This window comes from Flavobacterium sp. DSR2-3-3 (genome assembly GCF_049896585.1).
Lineage (GTDB): Bacteria > Bacteroidota > Bacteroidia > Flavobacteriales > Flavobacteriaceae > Flavobacterium.
This window is the reverse complement of sequence record NZ_JAFCUP010000001.1, coordinates 114,233-140,554: the sequence shown is the minus strand read 5'-3', so window position 1 is coordinate 140,554 and position 26,322 is coordinate 114,233. Positions and strand designations below refer to the sequence as shown.

At 36.1% G+C, this 26,322-nt stretch carries 19 protein-coding genes and 1 tRNA gene; 9 read left to right on the top strand and 11 right to left on the bottom strand.

What is annotated here, in order from left to right; genetic code table 11:
- From ACP7AQ_RS00575 to ACP7AQ_RS00565, 3 genes are all read left to right on the top strand, one after another.
- Positions 1-1,590, top strand: coding sequence for a RagB/SusD family nutrient uptake outer membrane protein (locus ACP7AQ_RS00575; protein ID WP_426093975.1), 1,590 nt, complete (start codon positions 1-3; stop codon positions 1,588-1,590).
- Between the two features lie 22 nt (positions 1,591-1,612).
- Positions 1,613-2,674 carry a SusE domain-containing protein gene (locus tag ACP7AQ_RS00570; protein WP_426093973.1) on the top strand — a complete coding sequence of 354 codons (1,062 nt, stop codon included), beginning with the start codon at positions 1,613-1,615 and terminating at the stop codon, positions 2,672-2,674.
- 63 nt (positions 2,675-2,737) lie between these two features.
- Positions 2,738-5,626, top strand: coding sequence for an alpha-amylase family glycosyl hydrolase (locus ACP7AQ_RS00565; protein WP_426093971.1), 2,889 nt, complete (start codon positions 2,738-2,740; stop codon positions 5,624-5,626).
- A gap of 112 nt (positions 5,627-5,738) precedes the next feature.
- Here ACP7AQ_RS00565 and acs read toward each other — a convergent pair whose 3' ends face one another.
- The 9 genes from acs to ACP7AQ_RS00520 form a co-directional block, all read right to left on the bottom strand.
- Positions 5,739-7,646: an acetate--CoA ligase gene (acs, locus tag ACP7AQ_RS00560; RefSeq protein ID WP_426093969.1), complete on the bottom strand. Its 1,908-nt coding sequence runs from the start codon at positions 7,644-7,646 to the stop codon at positions 5,739-5,741.
- Between the two features lie 14 nt (positions 7,647-7,660).
- Positions 7,661-9,559: an acetate--CoA ligase gene (locus ACP7AQ_RS00555; protein ID WP_426093967.1), complete on the bottom strand. Its 1,899-nt coding sequence runs from the start codon at positions 9,557-9,559 to the stop codon at positions 7,661-7,663.
- A gap of 17 nt (positions 9,560-9,576) precedes the next feature.
- Complete coding sequence (locus ACP7AQ_RS00550) at positions 9,577-9,939, bottom strand: response regulator transcription factor (protein WP_091204335.1); 363 nt, start codon at positions 9,937-9,939, stop codon at positions 9,577-9,579.
- A gap of 4 nt (positions 9,940-9,943) precedes the next feature.
- Positions 9,944-12,649, bottom strand: coding sequence for an ATP-binding protein (locus ACP7AQ_RS00545; protein WP_426093965.1), 2,706 nt, complete (start codon positions 12,647-12,649; stop codon positions 9,944-9,946).
- A 324-nt stretch (positions 12,650-12,973) separates the two neighbouring features.
- The gene (locus ACP7AQ_RS00540) at positions 12,974-13,201 is read right to left on the bottom strand and encodes a DUF6814 family protein (protein WP_426093963.1); all 228 of its coding nucleotides are present in this window, start codon (positions 13,199-13,201) and stop codon (positions 12,974-12,976) included.
- A 101-nt stretch (positions 13,202-13,302) separates the two neighbouring features.
- Positions 13,303-14,838: an MFS transporter gene (locus ACP7AQ_RS00535; protein WP_426093961.1), complete on the bottom strand. Its 1,536-nt coding sequence runs from the start codon at positions 14,836-14,838 to the stop codon at positions 13,303-13,305.
- Between the two features lie 24 nt (positions 14,839-14,862).
- On the bottom strand, positions 14,863-16,242 hold the full coding sequence (locus ACP7AQ_RS00530; RefSeq protein WP_426090338.1) for a porin: 1,380 nt from the start codon (positions 16,240-16,242) through the stop codon (positions 14,863-14,865).
- Between the two features lie 101 nt (positions 16,243-16,343).
- Positions 16,344-16,763: an IS1/IS1595 family N-terminal zinc-binding domain-containing protein gene (locus ACP7AQ_RS00525; RefSeq protein ID WP_091204322.1), complete on the bottom strand. Its 420-nt coding sequence runs from the start codon at positions 16,761-16,763 to the stop codon at positions 16,344-16,346.
- A 641-nt stretch (positions 16,764-17,404) separates the two neighbouring features.
- Positions 17,405-17,477 (bottom strand) — tRNA-Phe (locus ACP7AQ_RS00520).
- A gap of 143 nt (positions 17,478-17,620) precedes the next feature.
- Between ACP7AQ_RS00520 and ACP7AQ_RS00515 the strand changes: the two genes are divergently transcribed.
- The 6 genes from ACP7AQ_RS00515 to ACP7AQ_RS00490 all read left to right on the top strand — a co-directional run bounded on the left by ACP7AQ_RS00515 (position 17,621) and on the right by ACP7AQ_RS00490 (position 23,869).
- The gene (locus ACP7AQ_RS00515; RefSeq protein WP_426064502.1) at positions 17,621-18,355 is read left to right on the top strand and encodes a type III pantothenate kinase; all 735 of its coding nucleotides are present in this window, start codon (positions 17,621-17,623) and stop codon (positions 18,353-18,355) included.
- Positions 18,348-19,598: a hypothetical protein gene (locus ACP7AQ_RS00510; protein WP_426093959.1), complete on the top strand. Its 1,251-nt coding sequence runs from the start codon at positions 18,348-18,350 to the stop codon at positions 19,596-19,598. The genes ACP7AQ_RS00515 and ACP7AQ_RS00510 overlap by 8 nt, the downstream gene beginning before the upstream one ends.
- Before the next feature lie 40 nt (positions 19,599-19,638).
- Positions 19,639-20,193 carry an LPS export ABC transporter periplasmic protein LptC gene (gene lptC / locus ACP7AQ_RS00505; RefSeq protein WP_426090335.1) on the top strand — a complete coding sequence of 185 codons (555 nt, stop codon included), beginning with the start codon at positions 19,639-19,641 and terminating at the stop codon, positions 20,191-20,193.
- Positions 20,194-20,203: 10 nt separating this feature from the next.
- On the top strand, positions 20,204-20,401 hold the full coding sequence (locus ACP7AQ_RS00500) for a hypothetical protein (protein ID WP_426093957.1): 198 nt from the start codon (positions 20,204-20,206) through the stop codon (positions 20,399-20,401).
- Between the two features lie 3 nt (positions 20,402-20,404).
- Entirely contained in the window at positions 20,405-21,664 is a 1,260-nt protein-coding gene (locus tag ACP7AQ_RS00495) for a hemolysin family protein (protein WP_426093955.1), read from the top strand.
- Between the two features lie 108 nt (positions 21,665-21,772).
- Complete coding sequence (locus ACP7AQ_RS00490) at positions 21,773-23,869, top strand: peptidylprolyl isomerase (protein ID WP_426093953.1); 2,097 nt, start codon at positions 21,773-21,775, stop codon at positions 23,867-23,869.
- Positions 23,870-23,970: 101 nt separating this feature from the next.
- Here the strand turns inward: ACP7AQ_RS00490 and ACP7AQ_RS00485 are convergent, their stop codons facing one another.
- Positions 23,971-24,888 (bottom strand): GYDIA family GHMP kinase, encoded by a 918-nt coding sequence (locus ACP7AQ_RS00485; protein WP_426064496.1) that lies wholly within the window; start codon positions 24,886-24,888, stop codon positions 23,971-23,973.
- Between the two features lie 60 nt (positions 24,889-24,948).
- Positions 24,949-26,265 carry a hydroxymethylglutaryl-CoA reductase, degradative gene (locus tag ACP7AQ_RS00480; protein WP_426093951.1) on the bottom strand — a complete coding sequence of 439 codons (1,317 nt, stop codon included), beginning with the start codon at positions 26,263-26,265 and terminating at the stop codon, positions 24,949-24,951.
- Between the last annotated feature and the right edge of the window lie 57 nt (positions 26,266-26,322).

The following is a 26,322-nucleotide window of genomic DNA, read 5'->3' as shown; positions in this document are numbered from 1 at the left end:
ATGAAAAAGACACAAATAAAATTATTGGGTATTTCTTTGTTACTGTTGGTAATGATATTTCCATCCTGTACAGATGATTTGAACCAAGCTCCAGAGAGTGCCAATGCCATTCCGGGAGAGCAGTTTTTTAGCACCCCAGAGTCGTACAAACAAAATCTAGCTAAATTATATGCAGGATTTGCCACTTCTGGTCAAACCGCAGCCGGATCTCCAGATATCTCCGGAATTGATGAAGGAGAAAGTCAATATATAAGAGGATTTTGGTTAATGCAAGAATTGACTACTGATGAAGCAGTTATTGGATGGAATGATGGAACTATTAAAGATCTTCATTCTCAAACATGGACTTCTTTGGACCGTTTTATCACAGCTACTTTTGCACGGTTCTCTTTTCAAATTGTAAACTGTAATGAGTTTTTAAGACAAACGACAGATGAAAAATTAGCCTCCAGAGGTCTTGACGCTGCTTTGATAGCGGAGATCAAAACCTACAGAGCTGAGGCTCGTTTCTTAAGAGCATTGACGTATTGGCACTTAATCGATATGTTTGGTGGTGGATCTTTAGTCACTGAAAATTCTCCAAGCACATTCTTTTACCCGGAATATGCTACAAGAGCAGAATTGTACAAATTTGTCGATGAGGAATTAACAGCAATTTCTAGTGAATTGAAAGCACCAAAAGCAAATGAAGCGTATCGTGTAGATCAAGCTGCGGCTTGGATGCTACAGGCTAAATTGTACATGAATGCTAAGGTATATATTGGAACGGATAATTACGCAGGTGCAGTTCCATTAATCACTAAAGTGATTGGATCAGGATATGCTTTGCATACCAATTACAACCAATTGTTTTTTGCTGACAATGACAAGAACGGTGCTCAAAACGAATTCATATTTGCTATAGGTTTTGATGGTATTCACACCCAAACATATGGAGGAACAACTTTCTTAACACATGCTCCGGTAGGAGGAAGTATGAATGCAAGTGAATTTGGAATTAATGGTGGATGGGCTGGAATCAGAACTACTGCTGCCTTTGTCGATAAATTTGCACCCAATACAACAGATACTCGTGGGAAGTTTTACACCAACGGGCAAACGAAAGAAATCAAAAACATCGGATCTTTTACCGATGGATATGCAATTCAGAAATTTAGAAATGTTGATGTGAATGGGAAACAAGGCTCAGATAAAGCAGGGAATTTCTCTGACTCTGATTTTCCAATTTTCCGTTTAGCGGATGCTTACTTAATGTATGCTGAATGTGCTGTTAGAGGAGCGGGCGGAACATTGCCAACTGCCGCAACGTATGTGAACGCATTGCGTACGAGAGCGAAAGGACCTACGGTTACTCAAGGGGATTTAACCTTAAATTTTATTCTTGATGAAAGAGCTAGAGAGTTGCACTGGGAAGGACAAAGAAGAACGGATTTAATTCGTTTTGGTAAATTTTCTGGCGGAAGCTACTTATGGCCTTTCAAAGGTGGATCTGCCGGTGGATCTCCAACGCAAGCGTTTAGAGATTTGTTTCCAATTCCTGCTACAGCGTTAGCATCAAATAATAAATTACGACAAAACCCAGGATATTAAATAATTTAAAAAATTAATAAAAATGAAAAATATAACTAAATCAATAATTGCTTTATTTGCCGTAGTTGCTTTGTCTTGTAGCGTTGAAGATGTTCAGGACAGACCTGTTATCGAAGGAATAGATTCTCCAATGTTGACTGCTCCAACCGCTGGTGCTGGATATGTGTTAAAACCAGAAAACGCCACTGCACAAGCAGAACGTTTTACCTGGAAGTCGGCTAATTTTGGCGGAGCCGTTCAAGTAAATTATGTAGTTGAAATGGATAAAAAAGGAAATGAATTTAAAACTCCTAAAGAAATAGGAAGTGCATTGCCTTCGGAAAATCAAGTTTCTGTTTCTGTAGAGTCTATGAACGGAGCTGCACTGGTATTAAAAGCGACTCCTTTTTCTCCAATTGAATTTGAAGTGAGAGTAAAAGCAACTGCTGGAACTTTACCTGCCATGTATTCTAGTGTAATAGGGATTGTTGTTACAGCTTATACCACAGAAAATCCTAAATTATGGGTTCCTGGTGGTTATGCTGCTGCTTCAGGATATCCTAAAGATTGGGATCCCGCTACATCTCCACAACTTTCTGCTTCAGGATTTGGTAAAGTAGATTTTGAAGGATATATTAATTTTAATAATGCAAACGCCGAATATAAATTTACAAGCTTTCCAGAATGGAAAGGTGAGTATGGTGCTGGAGCAACTCCGGGAACTTTAGATCCGAAGGGAGCTAATTTTAAAATTTTAACTGCTGGTTATTATCAAATTGTAGTTGACACGGAGAAATTAACATACAAAGCTACAGCAACTGTCTGGGGAATCATCGGAGATGGAACTCCTGGAGGATGGGATAATAGTACTGCTATGACTTACAACAAAACTACTAAAGTATGGACTCTTACTGCTAATCTTACTCAAAAAGAGATGAAATTTAGAGCAAACAATGCTTGGGACATAAATTATGGTGATAAAGGTGCTGATGGAATTTTAGAATTGAATAGCGATAACATCAAAGTTCCTTCTGCTGGAAATTACACCATTACCTTAGATTTAAGTTCACCTAGAAATTACAAATATTCGCTTACAAAAAATTAGTATTTTTTTACTGTTAGAAGGGCTATCTTATGGATAGCCCTTTTTTTATAAAACCAAATAGCTATGAAAAAAACTATACTTTTATTATTAATATTCTGGTCATTAGTCTCTTCGGCCCAGCAACAAACCGTAACCAGCACTGTAAGTCCTAACCCTTTTGAAGAAACAACATCGATTACGATAACTATTAGCGGAAGTTCTGTAGACGAAGCTGCTTGGGGAATTTCTGATCATTCTTTGTATCTCTGGGCTTGGTCTTATGATACGAATGATGCAAACAGCTTAGATTGCCCTGCAAATGGTTCATGGACAGCGTCTAATGAAGCTAATAAGTTAGTTTACACCGCAGGTGCAGATATCTATAGAATTACGTTTACCCCAAATGCTTTTTATAATAGAACTGGAATCGGTAGAATTGGTTTTCTAATTAAAGCAAAGGATGGAACGGGAGATAAAAAATCCCAAGACAATTTTGTTGAAGTTGGAGCATATCAAGTTAACCTTACAGCACCTGCGGAAAATAGCGCAACTATAATTGCTTCAGGTGGAAGTTTAAGTATTGCTGCTAACAATACGGGTGGAAATGCGAGCTATGTATTGAAAGCAAACGGAAATAATATAAATACCAATACAAGTACATCCAATTATAGTTATAACCATACAAATATTACCGGGAATCAAAATTACGAATTGCAGGTGACTCAGGGAACAACTGTAATTACTAAAAAATTCAATGCAATTGTTAATCCGGGTACTATCAATGAATCGATGTCTGCTGGATTATTGGACGGAATCAATTACAATACAGCTGATGCGACAAAAGCAACTTTAGTGCTGGATGCGCCGTTCAAAGATTTTGTATATGTATCAGGGAGTTTCAACAACTATCAACCTACAGGTTCTTTTGCGATGAAAAAGGACCCTGCCTCAGGCAAGTTTTGGTTAGAATTAAATGGATTGGTTTCCGGAGCTAATTACACGTATCAGTATTGGGTAGTTGATGCAACGCCTATTGCAGGCACGCCTTCTTTAGTAAAAACTGCCGATCCGTATTCCACATTGGTTTTGTCTCCTTTTGATGATCCGGGAATTTCATCTGTAAATTATCCTAATCTCCCAGTGTATCCTGCAGGTCAGGAACGTGAAGTTACGGTATTACAAACTGGGCAAACGGCTTACGTTTGGAGCGTGGCAACGACTAATTTTATTAAACCGGCTAAAGAAAAACTGGTAGTTTATGAACTGCTCGTGCGTGATTTTGATGCTAACAGAAGTTATCAGGACTTAATTAATAAAATTGACTATTTTAAAAATTTAAAAATAAATGCGATTGAGTTGATGCCAGTAATGGAGTTTGAAGGTAATGAAAGTTGGGGATACAATACCTCTTTTCACATGGCTTTAGACAAATTTTATGGTACTTCTGACAAGTTAAAAGAGTTTATTGATTTGTGCCATCAAAACGGAATAGCCGTTATTCTTGATGTTGCGTTGAATCATGCTTTTGGAAGAAATCCAATGATACGTATGTGGATGAATGATGCTGACGGCGATGGTTGGGGTTCTCCTTCTGTTGAAAATCCGTATTTTAATACCGCAGCGATGCACAGTTATAGTGTAGGAGAGGATTTTAATCATCAACAAACCAGAACACAAAACTATGTGCAGCGTGTCATTAAACAATGGGTAGAGGAATATAAAATTGATGGTTTCCGTTGGGATTTAACCAAAGGTTTTACACAGAACTGTCCTTCAAACGTAGCCGGAGGACAAGAAGCCTGTACAGGAGTTAAACAACAGGACAGAGTGGATGTATTGCGAAAGTATGCCGATTATTCTTGGAGTTTAGATCCAAATCATTATGCTATTTTTGAACATTTAGGGAATGATGATGAAGAACAGCTTTGGGCTAATTACAGACTCAATGAAACACCAAGCAAAGGAATTATGATGTGGGGAATAATGACCAGTCAATACAATGAATTGTCTATGGGTTACACCGCAAATATTTCTCGCATGAATAGTTCTAGCAGAGGTTTTGCCGCTCACAGGCTGCTGGGTTATGCCGAAAGTCATGATGAAGAACGACTGATGTATAAAAATTTGCAATTTGGGAATACTTCTAATCCTGCGCATAACGTAAAAACATTAAATGTTGCGTTATCTCGAATGTCAGCGGTTGGAGCTGTTTCTTTATTGGTTCCAGGACCAAAGATGATCTGGCATTTTGGCGAATTAGGTTGGGAAAATTCTATTTTTGCCTGTAATAATGGAACGGTAAACACTTCGTCAGATGCAACAGCGGGCGATTGTAAATTAGATACCAAACAACAACCACAATGGGTCAATAATTGGCTTGGAGACACCAATAGAAGTAAAATTTACAACGATTGGTCCAAAATGATTACGATGAAATCTGTAGAGCCAGTTTTTTTAGGAACTGCAACCATCGCCAATTCAAGTTCATTATATCCAAATATCCAAATTACCAATAGTGCTTTGGCGTCAAGCCAACTCAAAGATGTTTTGATAATAGCCAATTTCAATGTGACTACTCAAAATGTAGCTACTGGATTTCCATATACAGGTACTTGGTATAATTTGATGGATAATACAACGATTACCGTTAATAATGTAAATGATCCAATAACAATTGCTGCAGGCGATTACCGTATCTACGGTAACAAAACAGCTTCTTTGGCAATAGCAGATTTCGAAAAGTCACCAACGATTGTTTTGTATCCAAATCCTGCATCTAATTATTTTACGTTGAATGAAACGATGTCTAAAGTGCAGATTTTTTCAATCACAGGACAATTAATAAAAAGTTTTGATTCAAATCAATCTGCAGGCTATCAATTTTCGGTTAATGATTTGAACCAAGGTCTTTACATTGTGAAAACATTTGATGAAAATAATGGAATGAAGGTATTGAAACTGTTGAAAAATTAAGAATACGTTGAATTAGTGAAAAAACGGCTGTCCCTAAAAAGACAGCCGTTTTTGTATAAAAAAAACTGCTCCGGAAATGAAGCAGTTTTCAACAACAAACTAAAACTAAAAACTAAATTTTACCTTCTTTGATTTCATCTACAATTTCAGGATTCAACAATGTTGACGTATCGCCAAAATTAGAATAATCACCTTCAGCAATCTTACGCAGAATCCTACGCATGATTTTTCCGGAACGGGTTTTTGGTAAACCGGAAACAAACTGGATTTTATCGAGTTTTGCAATTGGTCCAATATGATCAGATATGTGTTGGTTGATCTCTTTACTTAAGTTTTCTCTATCGCGATATTCTCCGGTTTCTTTTAAAATTACAAAACCGTACAACGCATTTCCTTTGATATCATGCGGGAAACCTACGATTGCTGATTCTGCAACTGCAGGATGCTCATTGATGGCATCTTCTATAGGTGCCGTTCCCAAATTGTGTCCGGAAACGATAACTACGTCGTCTACACGACCAGTAATTCTGTAATAACCAACTTCGTCACGCAAAGCGCCGTCGCCAGTGAAATATTTACCTGGAAAGGTAGAAAAATACGTTTCTTTATATCGTTGGTGATCGCCCCAAATGGTTCTTGCAATTCCCGGCCAAGGAAATTTAATACACAAACTTCCGGTTACCTGATTGCCTTCAATTTCGTTGCGTTTTTCATCCATCAAAACGGGTTGGATTCCTGGTAAAGGTAACGAAGCATACGTTGGTTTTGTAGGTGTTACAAAGGCAATTGGCGAAATCATAATTCCTCCGGTTTCTGTTTGCCACCATGTATCTACCACAGGACATTTTTTATCGCCTACGTGGTTGTTATACCAGTGCCAAGCTTCCTCGTTGATTGGTTCTCCTACTGATCCAATTACTTTCAAAGAGGTCAATTGGTACCTTTGCACGTATTCAATGCTTTCTTTTGCCAAGGCTCTAATGGCGGTTGGCGCCGTGTAAAACTGGGTAACTTTATGCTTTTCGATAGTTTGCCAAAAGCGACTGAAGTCAGGATAAGACGGAACGCCTTCGAAAATTACCGTCGTAGCTCCATTCAATAACGGCCCGTAAAGAATGTAAGAATGTCCGGTAATCCAGCCAATATCAGCGGTACACCAAAAAATATCATTGTCTTCATAATTAAAAACGTTCTTAAACGTATAGGCGGAATACACCATATAACCCGCCGTAGTGTGCACCATTCCTTTTGGTTTTCCTGTTGAACCAGAAGTGTAAAGGATGAATAGAGGATCTTCGGCATCCATAATTTCAGCGACATTATTATCCGAAGCTTGATCCAAAAGAGGCTGCAACCATTGGTCACGACCTTCTTTCATATTGATAGTTGAGTTGATTCTTTTGGCCACTAAAACGTTCTTTACACAAGGACAATTCGATAAGGCTTCATCTACGATACTTTTTAAATCGATGGTTTTGTTGCCACGATATCCACCATCAGAGGTGATGACCATTTTGCATTCGCTGTCATTGATTCTTGCTGCCACTGCCGAAGCGGAAAATCCCGCAAAAACAACCGAGTGAATGGCTCCAATTCTGGCGCAGGCCAAAGTAGTAATCGCTAATTCAGGAATCATGGGTAAGTAAATACAAACGCGATCTCCCTTTTGTATGCCTTGTTCTTTCAGCACGTTTGCCATTTTGCAAACACGTTCGTACAATTCATTGTAAGTGATGTGCAGCGCTTGTTCTGTTGGGTCATTTGGTTCAAAAATGATAGCTGTTTTATCTCCTTTTTTAGCAAGATGCCTGTCAATACAGTTCTTTACAATGTTTACCTTCGCATTGGTAAACCATTTTATCTCGGCTTCCGCCATGTTAAAATCAACTACTTTATCCCACTGCTGATACCAAGTAAAATTCTCAGCGGCTACTTTGTCCCAAAATTTTCTAGGCTCACGAACTGATTTTTTGTAATGTTTAAAGTACTCTTCTAAATTATTTATTTTATAGTAACTCATGATTTTGGTAAATTTTAAATATTATAAACGCCTATTTTATACTTTTTTAATGTTGCAATGATTTCTTCCACAATAGATTCGTCATCAATGGTGGACGGAATTTGGAATTCGGCACCATCTGTAATGCTGCGCATCAGTTTTCGAAGGATTTTCCCCGAACGTGTTTTTGGTAATCGCTGTACAATTACTACATTTCTTAACGAAGCAACAGCCCCAATTTGCTGACGAACAAGTTTAATAATTTCTTGTTCCAATTGATAATGTTCGATTTCATCTCCTGATTTGGTTACCACCAAAGCCAAAGGAATTTGGCCTTTTAACTCATCGTGAATCCCAATAACGGCGCATTCAGCAACGGAATGGTGAGAAGCAACAACTTCCTCCATTTCAGCTGTTGATAATCGATGTCCCGCTACATTTATGACATCATCCGTTCGTCCGGTTATGAAAATATAACCGTCTTCATCTTTGTAGCCGCCATCGCCAGACAAATAATAACCATCAAATTTGCTGAAATAACCGGCTTTGAAACGCGCTTCGTTTTCCCAAATTCCCAACATATTTCCCGGAGGTAATGGTAGTTTTACGACAACCAAACCTTCTTCATTTGCGTTTAATTCGTCACCGTTTTCATTAAAAATCCGAATATCATATCCGCAAACTGCTTTTGTGGCAGAACCGGATTTCACCGGCATTTTTTCAATACCAAGAGAATTAGCAATCATTGGCCAGCCTGATTCTGTTTGCCACCAATGGTCAATTACGGGAATAGGAATGTGTTGTTGATACCATTCCAGCGTAGCATTATCACAACGTTCTCCCGCCAAAAATTGATTTTTAAGAGGACTTAAATCATATTGTTTGATGAATTCTCCGTCAGGATCTTCTTTTTTTATAGCTCTGATGGCGGTTGGAGCCGTAAACATGGTACCCACTTTATGTTCTGAAATTATTCTCCAAAACGTACTCGCATCTGGAGTTTTTATCGGTTTACCTTCAAAAATTATGGTTGTATTTCGGTTTAATAGCGGTCCGTAAAGAATATAGCTGTGACCCACTGCCCAACCCATATCCGAAGCCGCCCAAAAAGTCTCATCTTCTTTTACATTGTAAATGTATTTCATCGAAAACTTTAAAGCCACCGCGTATCCACCCGTATCTCTTACAATTCCTTTTGGTTTTCCCGTAGTTCCGGATGTGTACAAAATATACAGCGGATGATTCGAATTCACAGGAACACAAGGCGTTTCTTCGGAACCATAAACCAAGGCATCATAATCTACATCATATTTCTTAAACGGAATTCGGGCGCCTAATTTTCTGTTGAAAACGATTACTTTTTTTGGTCGGTGTGAAGCAAGTTCAATTGCTTGATCGACCAAAGGTTTGTACGCAATTAAACGATCAACTTCAATTCCTGAAGAAGCGGTGATAATCGCTCTGGGTTTACAATCGTCAATTCTGATAGCCAATTCATTTGGTGCAAAACCTCCAAAAACAACCGAATGAATCACGCCAATTCTCGCACAAGCCAACATCGCAAATGCAGTTTGAGGAATCATTGGCATATAAATTATAGCGGTGTCGCCTTTTTTTAATCCCAACAATTGCATACCTCCTGCGAGTTTTGCCACTTCGGCTTTTACTTCTGAAAAAGTGTATTTTTTCACGGTTTGTGTCACCGGAGAATCGTAGATAAAAGCGACCTGATCTCCACAACCATCTTGAATGTGTTTATCTAACGCAAGGTAACAAATGTTCAATTCTCCATCTTTGTACCAAAGCGGATATCCATTTTCGTCTTTTGACAAAATCGTTTCCGGTTTGTTGTACCACTCAATTGCATCAGCCTGTTCTGCCCAGAATTTTTCTGGGTGCTCAATGCTGTCCTCATAAATTTCTTTGTATGTCATTGCGTTGAATTTGTTTCTTATTGCATTAATTCATGAACTTGATCGACCAGTTTTTTAACTGAAAAGGGCTTCACAACATATAAATTGGCGCCTAATGAAAGTCCTTTTTCAATATCTTTTTCCTTGTTTTTAGCCGAAAGGAAAATAACCTTGCAATGCCTCAGTCGTTCGTCTTTTTTTATTTGTTCCAATGTGGCAAAACCGTCCACCATGGGCATCATAACGTCCAGAATGATCACATCCGGCAGCTGTTTTTTTAAAATATCCAGTGCTTCCTGACCGTCACGCGCTATGAAAACTTCAAAATTGTTCTTTTTGAAAGTATATTCCAGTGACATTACAATGTTTGGTTCGTCATCTACAATTAAAATCTTTTTCATTTTTTTAACTATTTTCTGCTGTATTATAATTGGGTAATGTAAAGATGAAAGTGGCTCCTTCTTTAACATTATCTTCAGCCCAAATTTTACCTTTGTGATGTTCAATAATTTGCTTACAAATGGCTAAACCTAGTCCGCTTCCGATTGGTTTTTTTACGTTTTGATTTCGGGATTGATAGAATTTATCAAAAATAGCTTCAAAATCTTCCTTTTTAATTTCCTTGCCGTTGTTGTGTATTTTGACTTCAATATTGTGTTTGTTTTCATCAATGGAAATCACTATTTTCCCATCTGTTTCCGAGCAGAATTTTATAGCATTCGATACTAAATTATGAATGACCTGAATGATCCGTTCTTCATCATAAAAGGCTTTTATCTCTTTGGAGCTATCATTAAATTCAATATCGATATTTCTATTTTTTATTAATTGTTGGAGAGAATTTAATGTGTTTTTGATTGTTTTTGTAATGTTGTTTTTGGACAAATAAATCTTTTGTTTTCCGGTTTCAAATTTCTCTAAATCCAAAATTTTGTCAATTAGGCGGTTTAATCGATCCGACTCTGAAATGATGTTTTGCAAAAACTGCTTTCTCAACTCTTCGGGAATGTCGTTATCGTCATGAAGGATTTCGCTTGCGGCACGAATGGCGGTTATCGGCGTTCTCAATTCATGGGTAACCGTATCAAGAAATTCATCTTTTTGAATATCTTTATTTACTAATTCCTGATTCGCATTTTTGAGTTGTTCGGATATTTTTTTTAATTCATTTGAAGTGTCGGTCAACTTCTTGTTGATGATTATGTTTTCTTTGGATTCTTCCAAAATTCGCAACACTTCGGGCAAACTGATTTTGTCTTCTTTGACCACACTCGATATTAATATTTTGGCGGAAGCCGTACCAATGTGTCCCGTTAATAAATTCTCGGCAAATTTTATAAATCGGGCATCGGCAGTGGTAATATCTTTATCAATGTTGTATTTTAAATTGAAAATAGTCAATGCGCGCTTGGTTCTTTCTTCACCAAGAAATCGCTGCAATACTTTTTGAATATCGGAGATGTAGGCCGTTCCTTTCCAAACAAAAGCATTTTCATGATTGGTAATGTATTTGTCAATATCCACAAACATTTCGGCATAATTACGTTCTCTATAATTGCCTTTGAAACTCACGGAAATCGCAGAATAACTCAGAATGTTAATTAATAAACTCCAGAAAACGGCATGCGGTATGGGTTCTAAATAATCCAAACCAAAAAGTTGAAACGGCTTTAGCAATTCAATTCCCCAAGGTCCTTCCTGAATAAACAGGCTGGTTGATTTCGTGATTCCAATAGCGTACGGAATTAGCAACGTGTAAAAACAGGTCAAAAATCCAAGAATAATTCCGGTTACCGCACCATATTTAGAACCTCTTTTCCAGAATAGTGCACCAAAAAAGGAAGGAGCCAGTTGTGCTATAACGACAAAGGAAACTAGTCCTATGGAAACCAAAGAATAGTCCAAAATGAATATTCTATAGATGGCATACGCCAAAATGATAAGCGAAAAAATCCCTATTTTTCTGCTGTTTACAATTCGCTTGCTGTTTTTTTTCTGTGAAGAATTTTCCAAAGATCCTATGAAACCATACGGGATCAATAAGTTGTTGCTCAACATGGTAGCGAGTGCAATTGAAGATACAATAATCATCGAAATGGCTGCCGAAAATCCGCCCAGAAAAACCATCACTGTCAATACATTATTGTCGAAAAGCTGTGGAATCAATAAGGAGTAGGTGTCAGAATTATGGCCTTTTCCTTGAAAAAGAATATTGCCACCCCAAGCAATTGGGAAAACAAAAAGGTTGAAAAGTAGCAAGTACAACGGAAAAAGCCAAATCGCTGTTCGGATATGAGATTCTTTATTATTTTCAACAATTGCGGTGTGGAATTGTCTTGGCAAAAGGAAAATAGCAAACATGGATAGAATACAAAGAAAGAACCAGTTGATTCCATTTGTAATCCCGCCAATCGTATTTTTCTTGTCAAAATCTTTCAGGACAGCCGCTTTTTGATAAATATCATCAAAACCGTCAAAAACAAAATAGGTAACATAAATGCCTACTATTAAAAAGAAAACCAACTTCAAGATGGATTCCATAGCGACGGCGGTTACTATTCCGCGTCTTTTTTCGGAAGCGTCTACATATTTAGTACCATAATAAGAAGCAAATAAAGCCAGTGCCATGCAAACATAGGTTGTTGTGTCAGTGAAAATATTGGAGCTTGCCTGCGTTTTGGTAACAATATGAAAAGTGTCTGAAATTGATTTTAGCTGTAAAGAAATATAAGGTAGGATTCCAAAAATACAAATCATGGTTACTACTGCTCCCAGAAATCTGCTGTTTCCGTATCGTAAAGAAATAAAATCTGCAATGCTGGAAATTTTATTTACTCTCGAAATTCGGATAATTTTTTTGAGAATAATCATCCACGTTGGGATAATTAATATAGGGCCTAAATAAATGGGTAAATAACTCAAACCGGATTCTGCAGCAACACCAATACTTCCGTAATAGGTCCAGGCGGTACAATATACGGCTAGTGAAAAGGAATAAATGTAGGGATTATTTGTCCATTTAGAATGGCTTCTTTTTTCGGACCAATAGGCAATGTAAAAAAGAATTGACAAATAAAGCACCAGTATTAATAAGAGTCCAATACTATTCATAATATCTTTTTATAATTAAGTACGATATGGCGATTGAAAACAGCCAAGCCGAGAAGATATAAATATAGATAATTGGAAATCCAAAAAGAGGTTGCGAACTGTCAAATAACAGCAAGAGCGGCACGTTCAAAGCTAATAGCATTAGCATTGAAAGGATTACCAACTTTTGTTCATGTCTCTTTTTCATAAGAAAATGCAGTTTGCTTTGCAGCGGAATGTGCTTTCGTTTTTTAAAGATTCTGTATTCGAATCTGTGTTTTTTATTTAAAAAATAAACAATCTCTGCAAAAACATGCAGAGATTGTTTTTAAGGAGTGCATTTAATTAATCGTTTTTTTCATCGTAATCACCCATTAAGGCATAATAGCCAAAGGTGCCTAATCCTAAAACAATTAGTGGGGTAAGTATGAATAAGATGATAATCCCGAATACTAAATCCTCTTGTTTACCGGACATAAATTTGGGTAATCCGAAAGTGAAGATGCAAAAATAGGCTGCTGCAGCTGCTAATGCAATCCAAACTAATCCTAAAATTCTTTTTATTTGATTCATATGTTGATATTTATTGTTTTTTATCGGTCATATGTAATTCGCATATCATCATTGGTGTTTGCGACCCAATTACAGTAATGCTCATTTCATAGCTGTGTCTTTTAAATGTGTGCGTTTTTGTCTTTATTTTTAATGTAAACCATTCCAATTACAAAGCTGACAGCAGCTATAACAATTGGATACCAAAGTCCTTCAAGGTAGAATTCCGGATTCCCGCCTTCCTTTGCATTTATAACAAAATAGGTTGAAATTGCAGGAAGCAGTCCTCCAAAAATTCCATTTCCTACATGGTATGGCAACGACATAGATGTGTATCTAATTTTAACGGGGAACATTTCTACAAGGAAAGCCGCAATTGGGCCATACACCATTGTAACAAATATGACTTGTACAAACACTAAAAATATTAAAGCCCAATTGTCACTGGAGTTAATTTTAATCGTTGTTTTGGTTTCTATTTTTGGTTTTCCGTCCACAACTTTAACCGTGCCGTTTTCTAAAGATACAGTTTTTACTTCTACTAATGTTGTTCCATCTGCATACTCTTTGTTCGTGGTGTAAATAGAATCCATGGTTTGCTTCTTGTTCTCTTTCAGCTCAGCGAGTAGTTTTGTTTTTTCTACTATTTCCGTTTTATTGGCTATCGATGTAGTTTCGTACATGCTTTTATAAATAGGTCTATATAATACAATTGCTAGCAACATTCCGCCCATCATGATGTATTTTCGGCCTACTTTATCACTTAACCAACCAAAAAGGATGAAAAATGGAGTACCAAGCATTAATGCGATTCCTAACAAAGTATCTACCTGAGAAGAATCAATAGACATTACCGTTTTCATGAAATTCATGGCATAGAATTGACCGGTGTACCAAACGACCCCTTGTCCCATTGTTGCTCCAAATAAAGCCAACAATACAAATTTCAAGTTGTAACGATTTCCAAAACTCTCTTTCAATGGATTAGTACTGGTTTTTCCTTCTGCTTTTGCTTTAGCAAAAACAGGAGATTCATCCATATTTTTTCTAATTAAATACGAAACTCCAACCATGATGATCGATACCCAAAACGGAACTCTCCATCCCCATTCATCAAATTGCTCAGGCGTAAGGATGTTTCTTGTGGCTAGAATTACCATCAAGGAGATGAATAATCCAACTGTTGCAGTAGTCTGAATCCAAGAAGTCCAATATCCTCTTTGTCCTACGGGAGCATGCTCAGCCACGTAGGTTGCGGCTCCACCGTATTCACCACCCAAAGCGAGACCTTGAAGCAAACGAAGAATTAACACTAATAAAGGCGCCATGAATCCAATGGTTTCATAACTCGGGATACATCCAATCAGGAAGGTTGCACCACCCATTAATAATAAAGTAACCATGAACGTGTATTTTCTTCCAATTAAATCTCCTAATCTTCCGAAGAAAAGCGCTCCAAAAGGACGCACTACGAATCCCGCTGCGAATGTTGCCAAAGTCGATAAGAAGGCTGCTGTAGGATTATCTGAAGGGAAAAATTTTGTTGAAATTACAACGGCTAAACTTCCAAAGATGTAGAAATCATACCATTCGATCATTGTACCCATTGAGGACGCGGAAATGACTTTCCAAATTCCTTTTGTTGATTTAGTACTCATAAATTATATTTTATTAAAATTAGTTTATAGATAGATTTGTAGTTGTACTATGAATTCTCCTTTTGATCCTGAGATGTTAGATGGGGAAGTGTAAACGGGTCTTGCTGAATATTGTGCTGTAATTTTAGCGTGTTGCCCGTCCAAGAAAAAGTTAGTTCCAAGATCAAATTGGGTACTGGACTTGTCTAAAGCGTCAAAGTTTTTATAAGTAAAAGCTCCAAAAGGTTGTACGCGAACTTTTGGTTTCTCTGCTTTGCTTGGTAATAAAATTCCGGCTTGCGTGTACCAAATGTTTCCTGATCCAATGGTAGGTTGTGCATTTCCAGGGCCGGCCAATGCTCTGCTTCCTGTGAAGTTTGGGTCAACGGAACCAATATTCATAATAGCTACGTTACGCAAATAATTTGGTCCAAAATCATAATCATAGAAAACGCTATAGCCAGTTACAGCCATTTTGTTTTCTTTTTTCCCAACAGGTAAATCAAGAAAAACATCCGCTGCAAAAAGATTGATATTGTGTTTGCTGATGGTGTTATTTACCGAAGATTTGGTCGCGTCAGGAGCCGTGTAAAAACCAGCACCAATATTGAACACTTTTTTAGTTCCAAGGTAACTGCCCACTTTATAAGGGAGTACATTAGCTTCCTGATCTAAAAATTGATACTCGAAATAACCAGCTTTTGACCATTTTGTGTTTCCGCTGTTGTCAACTGCTACGGCATTATCTGCTGTTGTCACATTGGTAGGAACTAAGTTTGTGGCGAACGGTTTATTGTAACTCAATCGGTATTCTAATTTACCGTATTTTCCTTTGGCAAATAAACCCATTTGTCTGGCAAATTGATCGGAGTTTTCAATTAGTGGCCAGTTAAAAATAGGAGCGTCAATTGTTAGAAAATTTAATGTTGAGGCCATTGTGGCTCTTGATAATCCCATATAATAATGCAATCCACCACCCAGAGTCAAACTGAATTTTTTGTCTTTTTCAGGTAAAACTAATGCATATTCGTTCCAGGCATCGTGGAAAAATATTCCTGGTTTTTTTCCGGCGCCATACCCACCAGTTCCGGAAGATCCTGCGGCACCTCCATTTGTAAAAGTTTGATTGTTGATACCAAAGTGTGTCACGATCATGTATCTTTTGGATAATTGAGAGTAGGCAAGAAAACGCAGACGTCTGTTCCCAATGTCAGTTCCAGTTGTAGCCGCTTCATTTCCAATCATTGTTCCGGGGTTCATTTGGCCGGAACGAAACCATATTTGGTTCCATGCAATAAAACGCATGTATTTTGAACCATCTTCGTTCAAATTGAATTTCATTCCGCTACCGTAATCAACAGAGCCTTGTGAAAAACCTTCTAAAGACAATAACAATATTGCCGCTGTAAAAAACATTTTTTTCATAAATAAAATTTTGGTTATTAAATGGTTGGTTAATAAAGCGCCAAATTCTATTATTTTATTGTGAAAAAAAATTTAGATATATTTATGTGTAAAGTATATAGTTAATCTTTGAATCGCTCCCATTTAATGAGCATAAACTTATCACCAAGCTCCGTTATAATCATTCCAGCCCCGGACAATAGCTCTTTGTTTTTTATATATTCAATAAGTTCTAAATGGCTTAAAATCTTATAGGTAGGGTGGTAGTTGGCGTGTGATGGTTTTTTTATGTTAAAGGTTTTTACCCAGTTGCTTACCGTAACATGGGAAACCCCGATGATTCGTTCTATTTCACGAAAACTCAAACCCTCGAGATAGAGTTGCAATGCTTTGGTAACATAATAATCATCTATCTTTTTTCCAATTTTATTGACCGTAAAGAAGTAATTGCATTTTTTACATAAGTACCTTTGTTTACTATTGATTATGCCGCTTTTTATAATGTGATTGCTCTGGCATTTGGGGCAGGTTAAAATCTCCATATATATAAATTTTGCATAAATATAGTAATTTAGCAACTATTGTTATTTGAATTTCGCAAAAATATTAGAAAAAAAATACGAACCCTTTATTTTTGTTCAATTATTGGTGCGTTTTTAGTAAAGTAAAGTACTTTGTAGAAAACGTTTGATTTTCAGAATCCAAGGCGGTTTTGGTGAAATAATTCTTCAAAACAAATCAAAACGTGCGCTTTTTTTGAAATTAAAGAAAAGGTTTTGGGCTGCGGCGGTAGTTTAAAAACTGAAAATTCTCACCTATCTTTAATGTAAATTTTTGATTTGGGAAAATGTAGGGTATTTTAAAAAATGTGTCAGAGTGGACGAATTGCCGATGATTTTTTCGATAAAAATTCTGCTTTTCATTTCCTTTATAGATTTTTGTAGAAAAGTGGCTTCTTTTTTGTTCGTGCAATTAATGAGAATAACTACTTCCCAATCATTAGCATTTTTTGTAAATGAGTCTGAGTAAAGATGCTCATTGTGTTTTTATAATACTTTCATTACTGTTGTGCGTTTCTCCAATATATAATTTATTAACTGATTTTTAATAGAAAATATTAAGACGATGCATTTTCAAAAATAGATTAAAAAGAAAAAACCCGAATATTTCTATTCGGGTTTTGTGGTACCTCCAGGGATCGAACCAGGGACACATGGATTTTCAGTCCATTGCTCTACCATCTGAGCTAAGGTACCTCGCTATTATCTCACTTTGCTCTTATTTTAGTAGGAGTTCGATGAACTTGTTTGCGGGTGCAAATATAGAATGATTTTTAGTTTATCCAAAACATTTTTTAAAAAAAATCAATTCGTACCTTCGCAACATCAAAAACCAAATTATGATTTTAGTTATCGACGTTGGAAATACCCGAATTAAAGCAGCTGTCTTTGAGGATACTACCCTTTTTGAAATTTTTGTTTTTTCGAAAATAGAACTTCAAAAAAATATTCAAAATATTTTAAAAAATTTCAAAAAAATTACTGATATAGTTGTTTCGTCAGTTGGAGATGTCGAAAAACAGTCATTTTTAGAATATAGTAATGTTTTGAATGTGCATTTTCTGTCTCATGAAGATTCTTTTCCGTTCCATAACTCTTATGCGACTCCTAAAACTTTAGGGATTGACCGGATGGTTCTGGCTGCAGGAGCCACGCTTCGGTTTCCCAATCAGAATCGATTGGTTATTGATGCGGGAACCTGTGTTACCTATGATTTTATTGATGATAAAAATAATTATTTAGGCGGAGCGATTGCGCCAGGATTGCGATTGCGTTATGAATCGTTACACAATTTTACGGCGAAACTTCCTTTGTTGTCATTAGAAAGTCCAAGAGATCTAATAGGAACATCTACGTCTGAATCGATTCATTCGGGTGTGGTAAATGGTTTCGTTTATGAGATTGACGGTTTTATCGATGAATATAAAGCGAGATATTCAAATTTTATAATAATTTTAACGGGGGGCGACACAGATTTTTTGGCTATACGATTAAAAAATACCATATTTGCCAATTCAAATTTTCTGTTGGAAAGTTTGAACCAAACATTTCAATATAAAATCAAAAATGATTAAAAAAATTCTAATAAGCGCATGTTTGCTTTTATCATTAGTGTCTTTTGCACAGGAAGGAACAGCGTCTCCATATTCCTTCTACGGAATTGGAGATGTACGGTTTAGAGGAACACTTGAAAACCGTTCTATGGGAGAAATCGCTATCGAACAAGATAGTATTCATATGAACTTACAAAATCCGGCGAGTTTTGCACATTTAAAGTTGACTACCTTTACTTTGGGTGGTACATACGCAACTACAAAATTGAAAACCGATACTGAATCATCAAATGCGCGCAGATCAACCTTAGATTATCTTGGAATAGGTTTGCCATTAGGTAAATTTGGAGTTGGTTTTGGTTTGATTCCTTATTCTTCTGTTGGGTATAAAATTTCATCTGTGTCAGAAGATCCAGCACAAAACAACAGACGATTTAACGGATCAGGTGGTTTGAATAAAGCTTTTTTTGGTATAGGTTTTAAAATAGCTCCCAATTTTAGTATTGGTGCCGATGTGAATTATAATTTCGGAAAAATTGAGACTAATAATTTTGAGTATATTACTGATATTTCTATTGGTACACGAGAGTTAAATTCGGTAGATTTATCAGGAGTAAATTTTAATCTTGGGATGATGTACCAAACTAAAATTAACAAAAAAGTATCTTTTTTCAGTAGTTTGAATTACGCTTTAGAAAGCACATTAAAAGCTGAAAACACCAGAAATATAGCTACGGCACTTTACGGTTCAAATTTTGATTTGGTTATTGTTGACGTTCTTGGCGATGTAAAGACAGAAAAGAATTTGAAAATACCAAGTAAATATAATGCGCAGGCAGGTTTTGGCGAAACCAGAAAATGGTTGGTAGGTGTTGGATACACATTTCAAGAGGCTGGTTCGCTGAATAATAATTACAATTCACTTAATAATGTTACTTACGAGAAACATTCAAAATACAGTATTGGTGGTTATTATATTCCAAATTACAATTCATTTTCAAATTATGCCAAAAGAATTACTTATCGTGGTGGTTTCAGGTTTGAAAATACGGGCTTAGTAATTCATTCAGAGCCGATAGAAGATATGGCGCTAACGTTAGGAGTTGGATTGCCATTGACTGGAACATTCTCAAACGTAAATTTAGGTCTTGAATTTGGTAAAAGAGGAACAACTGCTGCAAAATTGGTCGAAGAAAACTATGCAAATGTAAGTGTGAGTTTTTCACTAAACGACAGATGGTTTGAAAAACGAAAATTCAACTAAAAAGAGATTTTTTACTAAAACTTCTTTGTAAGTCCAACGTATGACTTTATTCAAAAAATATTATCTTAAATGGATTGTCACAGTTTTTGCTGTGACACTCTTTTTTGGATGCGAAAGTAATTTTAAAGAAGTACAAAAAATTAACTTTTCTGAATTTGTTCCAAGTAGTGACGCGGACATGGTGAATCTGAAATACACGGATTCAGGACGGATAACCGCTATATTGGTTAGTACTAAAATGCTGGATTATGCCAGTGTCGAATTTCCTTTTACGGAATTTCCTAAAGGAATAGACGTTACTTTGTACGATAAAAAAGATAAAAAAACCTTTATTAAATCAAATTATGCCATTTCTTACAAAGGCACGAATATTATTGATTTACAGGGAAAAGTAAAAATATTCACCGAACAAGGTCAGACGCTGGAAACTGAGCAGTTATATTATGATCAAAAAAACGAGTGGTTTTTTACCGAAAGAAGGTTTAAATTTACGGACCCAAAAGGAATCTCTAACGGACAGGGAATTGATTTCAGTAAAGATTTTAAAGTGATTTATTCTCAAAAAATAACGGGCGAAGTAGAAACGAACGATTAAATACAATATTATGAATTATTTAAAATACACACAATACGTTTATCTTGTTTTTGGCGGCTATTTCATTTATGATGGTGTCACTAAATTGAATGATCCTGCATCAGGGAATTTTTGGCTGAGTTTCATGATAGCCGGATTGGCGATATTCATGTTTTTCTTTAGAAGAAAATTTGCCAAAAAATTTGAGGACCGTAATAAAAACTCTTAATTGATGGAAGTTAGTATTATCATATCGTGTCTAATACTAAGTGCTTTTTTTTCAGGAATGGAGATAGCCTTTGTCTCCTCCAATAAAATATATCTTGAAATCGAAAAAAAACAAGATAACTTTCTATCAAAAATACTTACAAAACTTACTGAAAAACCATCAAACTTCATTGTAGCCATGCTTATTGGAAACACTATAGCAATGGTGGTCTATGGTTTTTTTATGAGTCATGCGGTGATGAGATGGTTTCTAGCTTTGGGATATCATTTTTCAGATTGGGTGAATCTGCTGTTGCAAATTCTAATTTCGGCAGGAATTATTCTGATTACTGCAGAGTTTCTTCCTAAAGTTTTTTTTCAAATTTATGCAAATTCGTTTATTAAATTTTTTGCGGTTCCGGCTTATCTTTTCTATAAACTATTCTATTTTATTTCTACTTTTTTCATAGGAATTTCTGATTTCATATTGCGGAAATTCTTAAAAACGGAAGGCGATACTATTCAGTTATATTTTAGTAAAATAGAACTTGGCAATTATATTACGGAACAAATGAGTAGTGTGGAGGATAATGAATTAGTAGATTCTGAAATATTGATGTTTCAAAATGCATTGGAGTTTTCTGGTGTGAAAGCCAGGGATGTGATGAGTCCCCGTACCGAAATAATAGCGGTTGAGGTGTTTGATTCGATCGAAGAACTGAAGCAACTGTTCATTGATACGGGCTATTCCAAAATCGTGGTGTACCAAAAATCGCTTGACGATATTATTGGTTATGTACATTCCTTCGATTTATTCAAAAAACCAAGTAACATAAAGGAAATTGTGATTCCGGTTGAATTTGTTCCTGAAACGATATTCATAAAAGACGCTATGAATTTGCTGACCAAAAAGAGAAAAAGTGTAGCCGTTGTTTTGGATGAATATGGCGGAACGTCGGGGATCATTACAATTGAGGATATTGTGGAAGAACTTTTTGGTGAAATTGAAGACGAGCATGATTCCGATGAAGAGTTGATAGAAAAAGAGTTGGGCGAAGGTGTTTTTATTTTCTCGGCTCGCTTGGATGTGGAATATCTAAATCAAACCTATAAACTTCAGATTCCCGAAGGCGATTCTTACGGAACGCTTGGCGGTTTCATTGTCGATTTTACAAAAGAAATTCCTCAAAAAGGAGCTGTAATTACCATAAACTGTTATCATTTTGTCATTGAAGAAGCTACAAATAAGAAAATTGAATTGGTCAAAATGAGTGTGCAAGAGTGATTTTTATTATGAAAATAAAAATTCTTGCAAAATAAAACGCTACTACTATAATTATTAATTAGATAATTGTATTTTCGCAAACTGAATATATAAATTAACAACAATAAAATGGCAGTTTTACAAAAAATTAGACAACGTTCACTTCTTCTGATACTCGTTATCGGGTTTTGTTTATTAGCATTTATCATAGGTGATATATTCAACAGTGGTGGTTTCAGCAGTACATCAAAAGATGTAGGAAGCATCGATGGAAAAGATATTTCATTCGAGGATTTTAGAGTTAAAGTTAGTAATGTTGAAAAAGGTGGTCAAGGGATAACTTCAACTGAAGCAGCAAACAGAGTTTGGGAGCAAGAAGTTTCTATCGCTTTGTTGACGTCTGAATTTGAAAAATTAGGACTTAGAGTAGGGGAAAAACACTTATTGGAAGTTTTAAAATCAGATCAAAATATTGGTGGAAATCCATTGTTTTTGAATGCTGCAGGTGTTTTTGACGTTGCCAAATTCAAACAATATTTCAAATCTAATCCTGAACAAGCCCAATTTTTAAAAGATAGAGAGAAAGATGCGGATTTAAATGCCAAATATCAAATCTACAACACATTGATCAAAGCGGCAGTTTTTACAACTGAAAGCGAAGGTAAAATGAAATACGAGATGGAAGCAAACCAAGTAAACTTTGCTTACGTTGCCGGTTTATATTCAACCATAAAAGACAGTGAAGTAAAAATCTCTGATTCTGAGATTGTAGATTTCATGAAGAAAAATGAAAAGAAATATAAAGCAGACGAATCCCGTGAAGTAGAATATGTTTTGATTGAAGACAAAGCATCTGCAGCGGATGAAGCGGATGTGAAATCAAAAATTAATGCATTGTTATCTGGAAGTGTAGTGTACAACCAAGCTACAGGTAAAAACGATACTTTAGCAGGATTTAGAACTACTACGAACGCAATTGACTTCGTAAATTCAAATTCAGATGTTCCTTACGATTCAACATACATTGCAAAAAAAGATTTACCGGCTGTAGATGCTGATAAATTGTTTAACCTTGCTCCAGGTCAAGTTTATGGTCCATATATCTTTGGAAATTACTACTGTATTTCTAAATCAATGGGAATGAAGCCAGGTGTAAATGCTAAAGCAAGTCATATTTTAATTGGCTATGAAGGAACTCAGGTTCCTAATCAAAAAGAAAAAAGAACAAAAGAACAGGCAAAAGCAAAAGCAGAAAGTATTTTGGCGCAGGTAACTGCAAATCCAGATAGCTTTATGATGTTGGCTTTTACAGCTTCGGATGATTCGTCTGCACAACAAGGTGGTGATTTGGGTTATTTTGGTCCAAACCAAATGGTCAAGCCGTTCAATGATTTTGTTTTTAATAATGCGATTGGTAAAGTCGGTTTAGTTGAAACTGATTTCGGTTTTCATATTATTAAAATTACAGATAAGCAAGACGGAATTCGTTTGGCTACTGTGGCTCAAAAAGTAGAAGCTTCAGAAGCAACTTCTGATAAAATATTTACGCAGTCAACTAAGTTAGAAATGAATGCTGCTGATAAAGACTTTAATAAAGCTGCAAAAGATATGGGACTTAAAGTTGCTCCGGCTGTCTCTGTAAAAGGAATGGATGAGAACTTTGGAACATTAGGAAATCAAAGAACTATCGTGAGATGGGCTTTTGAAGACGGAGTTAAAGAAGGAGCTGTAAAAAGATTTGAAGTAGCTAATGTAGGTCACGTTATTGCCAAATTAAAGAGTATTGACAAATCTGGTTTAGTAGCCGTTTCAGTTGCGAGACCTTATGTAGAGTCAATCCTTAAAAACAAGAAAAAAGCAGCATTGATCAAAGCTAAAATGACTGGTTCTTCACTTGAAGCAATTGCAAAAGCAGTAGGAGGAACGGTACAACAAGCAACTGGTCTTACTATGGAAAATGCGATGTTGCCAAATGTTGGTCCAGAGCCAAAAGTAGTTGGAAATGCATTTGCATTAGCGGCTAACAAATTATCTGCTCCAATTGAAGGAAATACTGGAGTATATGTTGTTCAAAATAAAAGTACTTTAAAAGCGCCAGTATTGAAAAACCATGCGCCATACGTTGCTAAATTGAAAGCACAAAGTGCTTCAGATGCGAACAGAGTTGTTCCTGCCTTAAAAGCTAACGCTAAAATTGAAGATAACAGACAAGATTTTAATTACTAGTCAAAAAGTAATTAATGACAATAAAAATCCCGATACATGCTAAATGTATCGGGATTTTGTTTTTAATATAGTTTTTGTCTAAAGTTATGTATTTATAAAAACTAGGATAATATCATTTCATCATAAGGAATTACAGTATTGTATCCTTTTGAAATAAAATAGTCAATTGGATTTTCAATTGCAATTGCCATCACAAAATCACCTCCCCAAGCTCCCAGACTCTTTATCACACCATTAAAATCAGGAAACAAAGACTCTTTTATAGTTTGTGTTTCCAGAATAATGCTCATTTGTATTTCGTGCTTTTGTATTGCTGCAGCAAAAGATTGAATTGTAGTCGCATTCAAAACTTCAGAGGTTATCACGTCATTTATAGCAATCGTACTTGGCAGATTATTCTTTTTATTCATATTGTACGCTGCTATTGCGCTTTTGCTGCTTTGCTTTTTATTCAAATATATAAAGTAAATATTGTCTGTAAAATCCGGATTAAAGCGTACTTTTTCAACAATAGGATTACCTTTTTCCAAATGATATACAATAGGAGCGTCGTTTTGCGCGCAGGCAATATCGTAACCACTGCCTCCAAAACTGTTTTTAAGCAATGTAAAAGCATCGATTTGCAACCATTGGGCAATATTATTTATCAGAGTCGACGACGTTCCCAGACCCCAGCTTTTCGGAAAACCAAGTTCAGTGGTGATTGTGTAGCCGTTTGAATTTAAAATAAAATCCGGATTTAATTTGAATGCTTCATGCAAAATGGTCGTAAGTGTTGACTTTACGGAGTCATTTTCAGTTTGGACTTCCTTTACAATGTCAGAAAATAAAAGGGTGTCTTCAAACCAAATGCTGCCATCAAAATCATAACTTTTCCAGCTGATTTCGTTGTTTTTCCCATCTTCTATAACGAGATTTTGTCCCTTCTTTGTGGGTAATGCAAAGGCTTTTGCACCATCGAGAACCAGATATTCTCCTGTGATTAAAAGTTTTCCGTTACTGTAGAATGTTTTTTTCATTAGTCTTATTTTAATCCCTGTCAGGATTTTAAACCTTGACAGGGATGTCGGAAATCAATGTTATTTTCTTAAATTTTCAATAAAGGTTACTACGGCGCTATGCGAAACAGTATTTTTTTTGAAATATTTCTGGATTAAAATACGTTCTTCATCAGTGGCTTCAAACTGATTGATGATGTTGTTCAAATGCATTTTCATGTGTCCTTCCTGAATTCCTGTTGTAGTTAAGGAGCGTAAAGCGGCAAAATTTTGGGCTAAACCGGCTACAGCTACAAACTGCATTAATTCCTTGGCGGATGGTTTTTCTAGCATTTCAAGCGATAATTTTACCAATGGATGCAGCGAAGTCAATCCACCTACAGTTCCTAATGCTAAAGGGATTTCCAACCAAAAAGTAAAAATGCCATTTTCGATTTTGGCATGGGAAAGACTGGAGTATTTTCCGTTTCGGGAAGCATAGGCATGAATTCCTGCCTCAACGGCACGGAAATCATTTCCAGTTGCCAAAACTACGGCATCTACTCCGTTCATAATTCCTTTATTGTGCGTTACGGCGCGATACGGCTCGACTTCGGCGATTTGAACAGCTTGCACAAATTTCTCGGCAAATTCTTGAGGATTTAAAATGTGTTTTTCTTGCAAGTCTGTAATTGGGCAAGAAACTTCGGCTCTTACGATACAATTTGGAACGTAATTCGAAAGAATACTCATCACTACTTCAATGTCTTTCTCTGTTTCCGTGAATAAATCATAGTGGTGTGCTTCTTCTTTTAAGGTTTTGGAAAACTGTTCCAAACACGAATTGATAAAATTAGCGCCCATGCTGTCTTTGGTTTCAAAAGTGGCATGCAACTGAAAATAATTAGGCAATAAATCGGTTTTGTCTTTTAGAATAATATCTAAAATTCCGCCACCGCGTTTCTGCATATTTGTTGTAATCGATTCTGTTTCTGAGAAAAATTTGTTTTTGTTTTGGGCAAAAAATAAGTTCAGTTTAGTAACATCTCCTTTATAAATAAAATGAACCTGACCAATTTTTTCGGTGTTGATTACAGTTGTTTTAAACCCGCCACGAGTGGACCAAAATTTAGCAGCTTTTGCGGCAGCGGCAACCACAGAACTTTCCTCAATTGCCATGGGAATGGTGCTGTATTTTCCATTAATCAGGAAATTAGGAGCAACTCCCAGCGGAATGTAGAAATTGGTGATCGTATTTTCGATAAATTCATCGTGTAATTTCTGTATTTTTTGATCAGAATTCCAATAGTTCTTCAGCAAGGCGACGGCTTCTGTAGGTGTTGAAAAATATTGATTGGCAATCCATTTAATTTTTTCTTCTTTGGATAATTTAGAAAATCCGCTAATAGCCTTGTTCATTCTCAATTGATTATGGTGTAGATAGTTGCAAAGATACGGTTTTAGCCGTTTTATTTA

Coding starts and splice junctions, on each gene's coding strand:
- ACP7AQ_RS00525 (WP_091204322.1), bottom strand. CDS start 16,763: ATGGAGATTTTAACCTGCCCCAAATGCCAGAGCAATCACATTATAAAA.
- ACP7AQ_RS00485 (WP_426064496.1), bottom strand. CDS start 24,888: ATGAAAAAAACATTCTACAGTAACGGAAAACTTTTAATCACAGGAGAA.
- lptC (WP_426090335.1), top strand. CDS start 19,639: ATGACTTTATTCAAAAAATATTATCTTAAATGGATTGTCACAGTTTTT.
- ACP7AQ_RS00545 (WP_426093965.1), bottom strand. CDS start 12,649: ATGAATAGTATTGGACTCTTATTAATACTGGTGCTTTATTTGTCAATT.
- ACP7AQ_RS00530 (WP_426090338.1), bottom strand. CDS start 16,242: ATGAAAAAAATGTTTTTTACAGCGGCAATATTGTTATTGTCTTTAGAA.
- ACP7AQ_RS00555 (WP_426093967.1), bottom strand. CDS start 9,559: ATGACATACAAAGAAATTTATGAGGACAGCATTGAGCACCCAGAAAAA.
- ACP7AQ_RS00535 (WP_426093961.1), bottom strand. CDS start 14,838: ATGAGTACTAAATCAACAAAAGGAATTTGGAAAGTCATTTCCGCGTCC.
- ACP7AQ_RS00500 (WP_426093957.1), top strand. CDS start 20,204: ATGAATTATTTAAAATACACACAATACGTTTATCTTGTTTTTGGCGGC.
- ACP7AQ_RS00540 (WP_426093963.1), bottom strand. CDS start 13,201: ATGAATCAAATAAAAAGAATTTTAGGATTAGTTTGGATTGCATTAGCA.
- ACP7AQ_RS00570 (WP_426093973.1), top strand. CDS start 1,613: ATGAAAAATATAACTAAATCAATAATTGCTTTATTTGCCGTAGTTGCT.
- ACP7AQ_RS00510 (WP_426093959.1), top strand. CDS start 18,348: ATGATTAAAAAAATTCTAATAAGCGCATGTTTGCTTTTATCATTAGTG.
- ACP7AQ_RS00550 (WP_091204335.1), bottom strand. CDS start 9,939: ATGAAAAAGATTTTAATTGTAGATGACGAACCAAACATTGTAATGTCA.
- ACP7AQ_RS00515 (WP_426064502.1), top strand. CDS start 17,621: ATGATTTTAGTTATCGACGTTGGAAATACCCGAATTAAAGCAGCTGTC.
- ACP7AQ_RS00490 (WP_426093953.1), top strand. CDS start 21,773: ATGGCAGTTTTACAAAAAATTAGACAACGTTCACTTCTTCTGATACTC.
- ACP7AQ_RS00495 (WP_426093955.1), top strand. CDS start 20,405: ATGGAAGTTAGTATTATCATATCGTGTCTAATACTAAGTGCTTTTTTT.
- ACP7AQ_RS00480 (WP_426093951.1), bottom strand. CDS start 26,265: ATGAACAAGGCTATTAGCGGATTTTCTAAATTATCCAAAGAAGAAAAA.
- acs (WP_426093969.1), bottom strand. CDS start 7,646: ATGAGTTACTATAAAATAAATAATTTAGAAGAGTACTTTAAACATTAC.
- ACP7AQ_RS00575 (WP_426093975.1), top strand. CDS start 1: ATGAAAAAGACACAAATAAAATTATTGGGTATTTCTTTGTTACTGTTG.
- ACP7AQ_RS00565 (WP_426093971.1), top strand. CDS start 2,738: ATGAAAAAAACTATACTTTTATTATTAATATTCTGGTCATTAGTCTCT.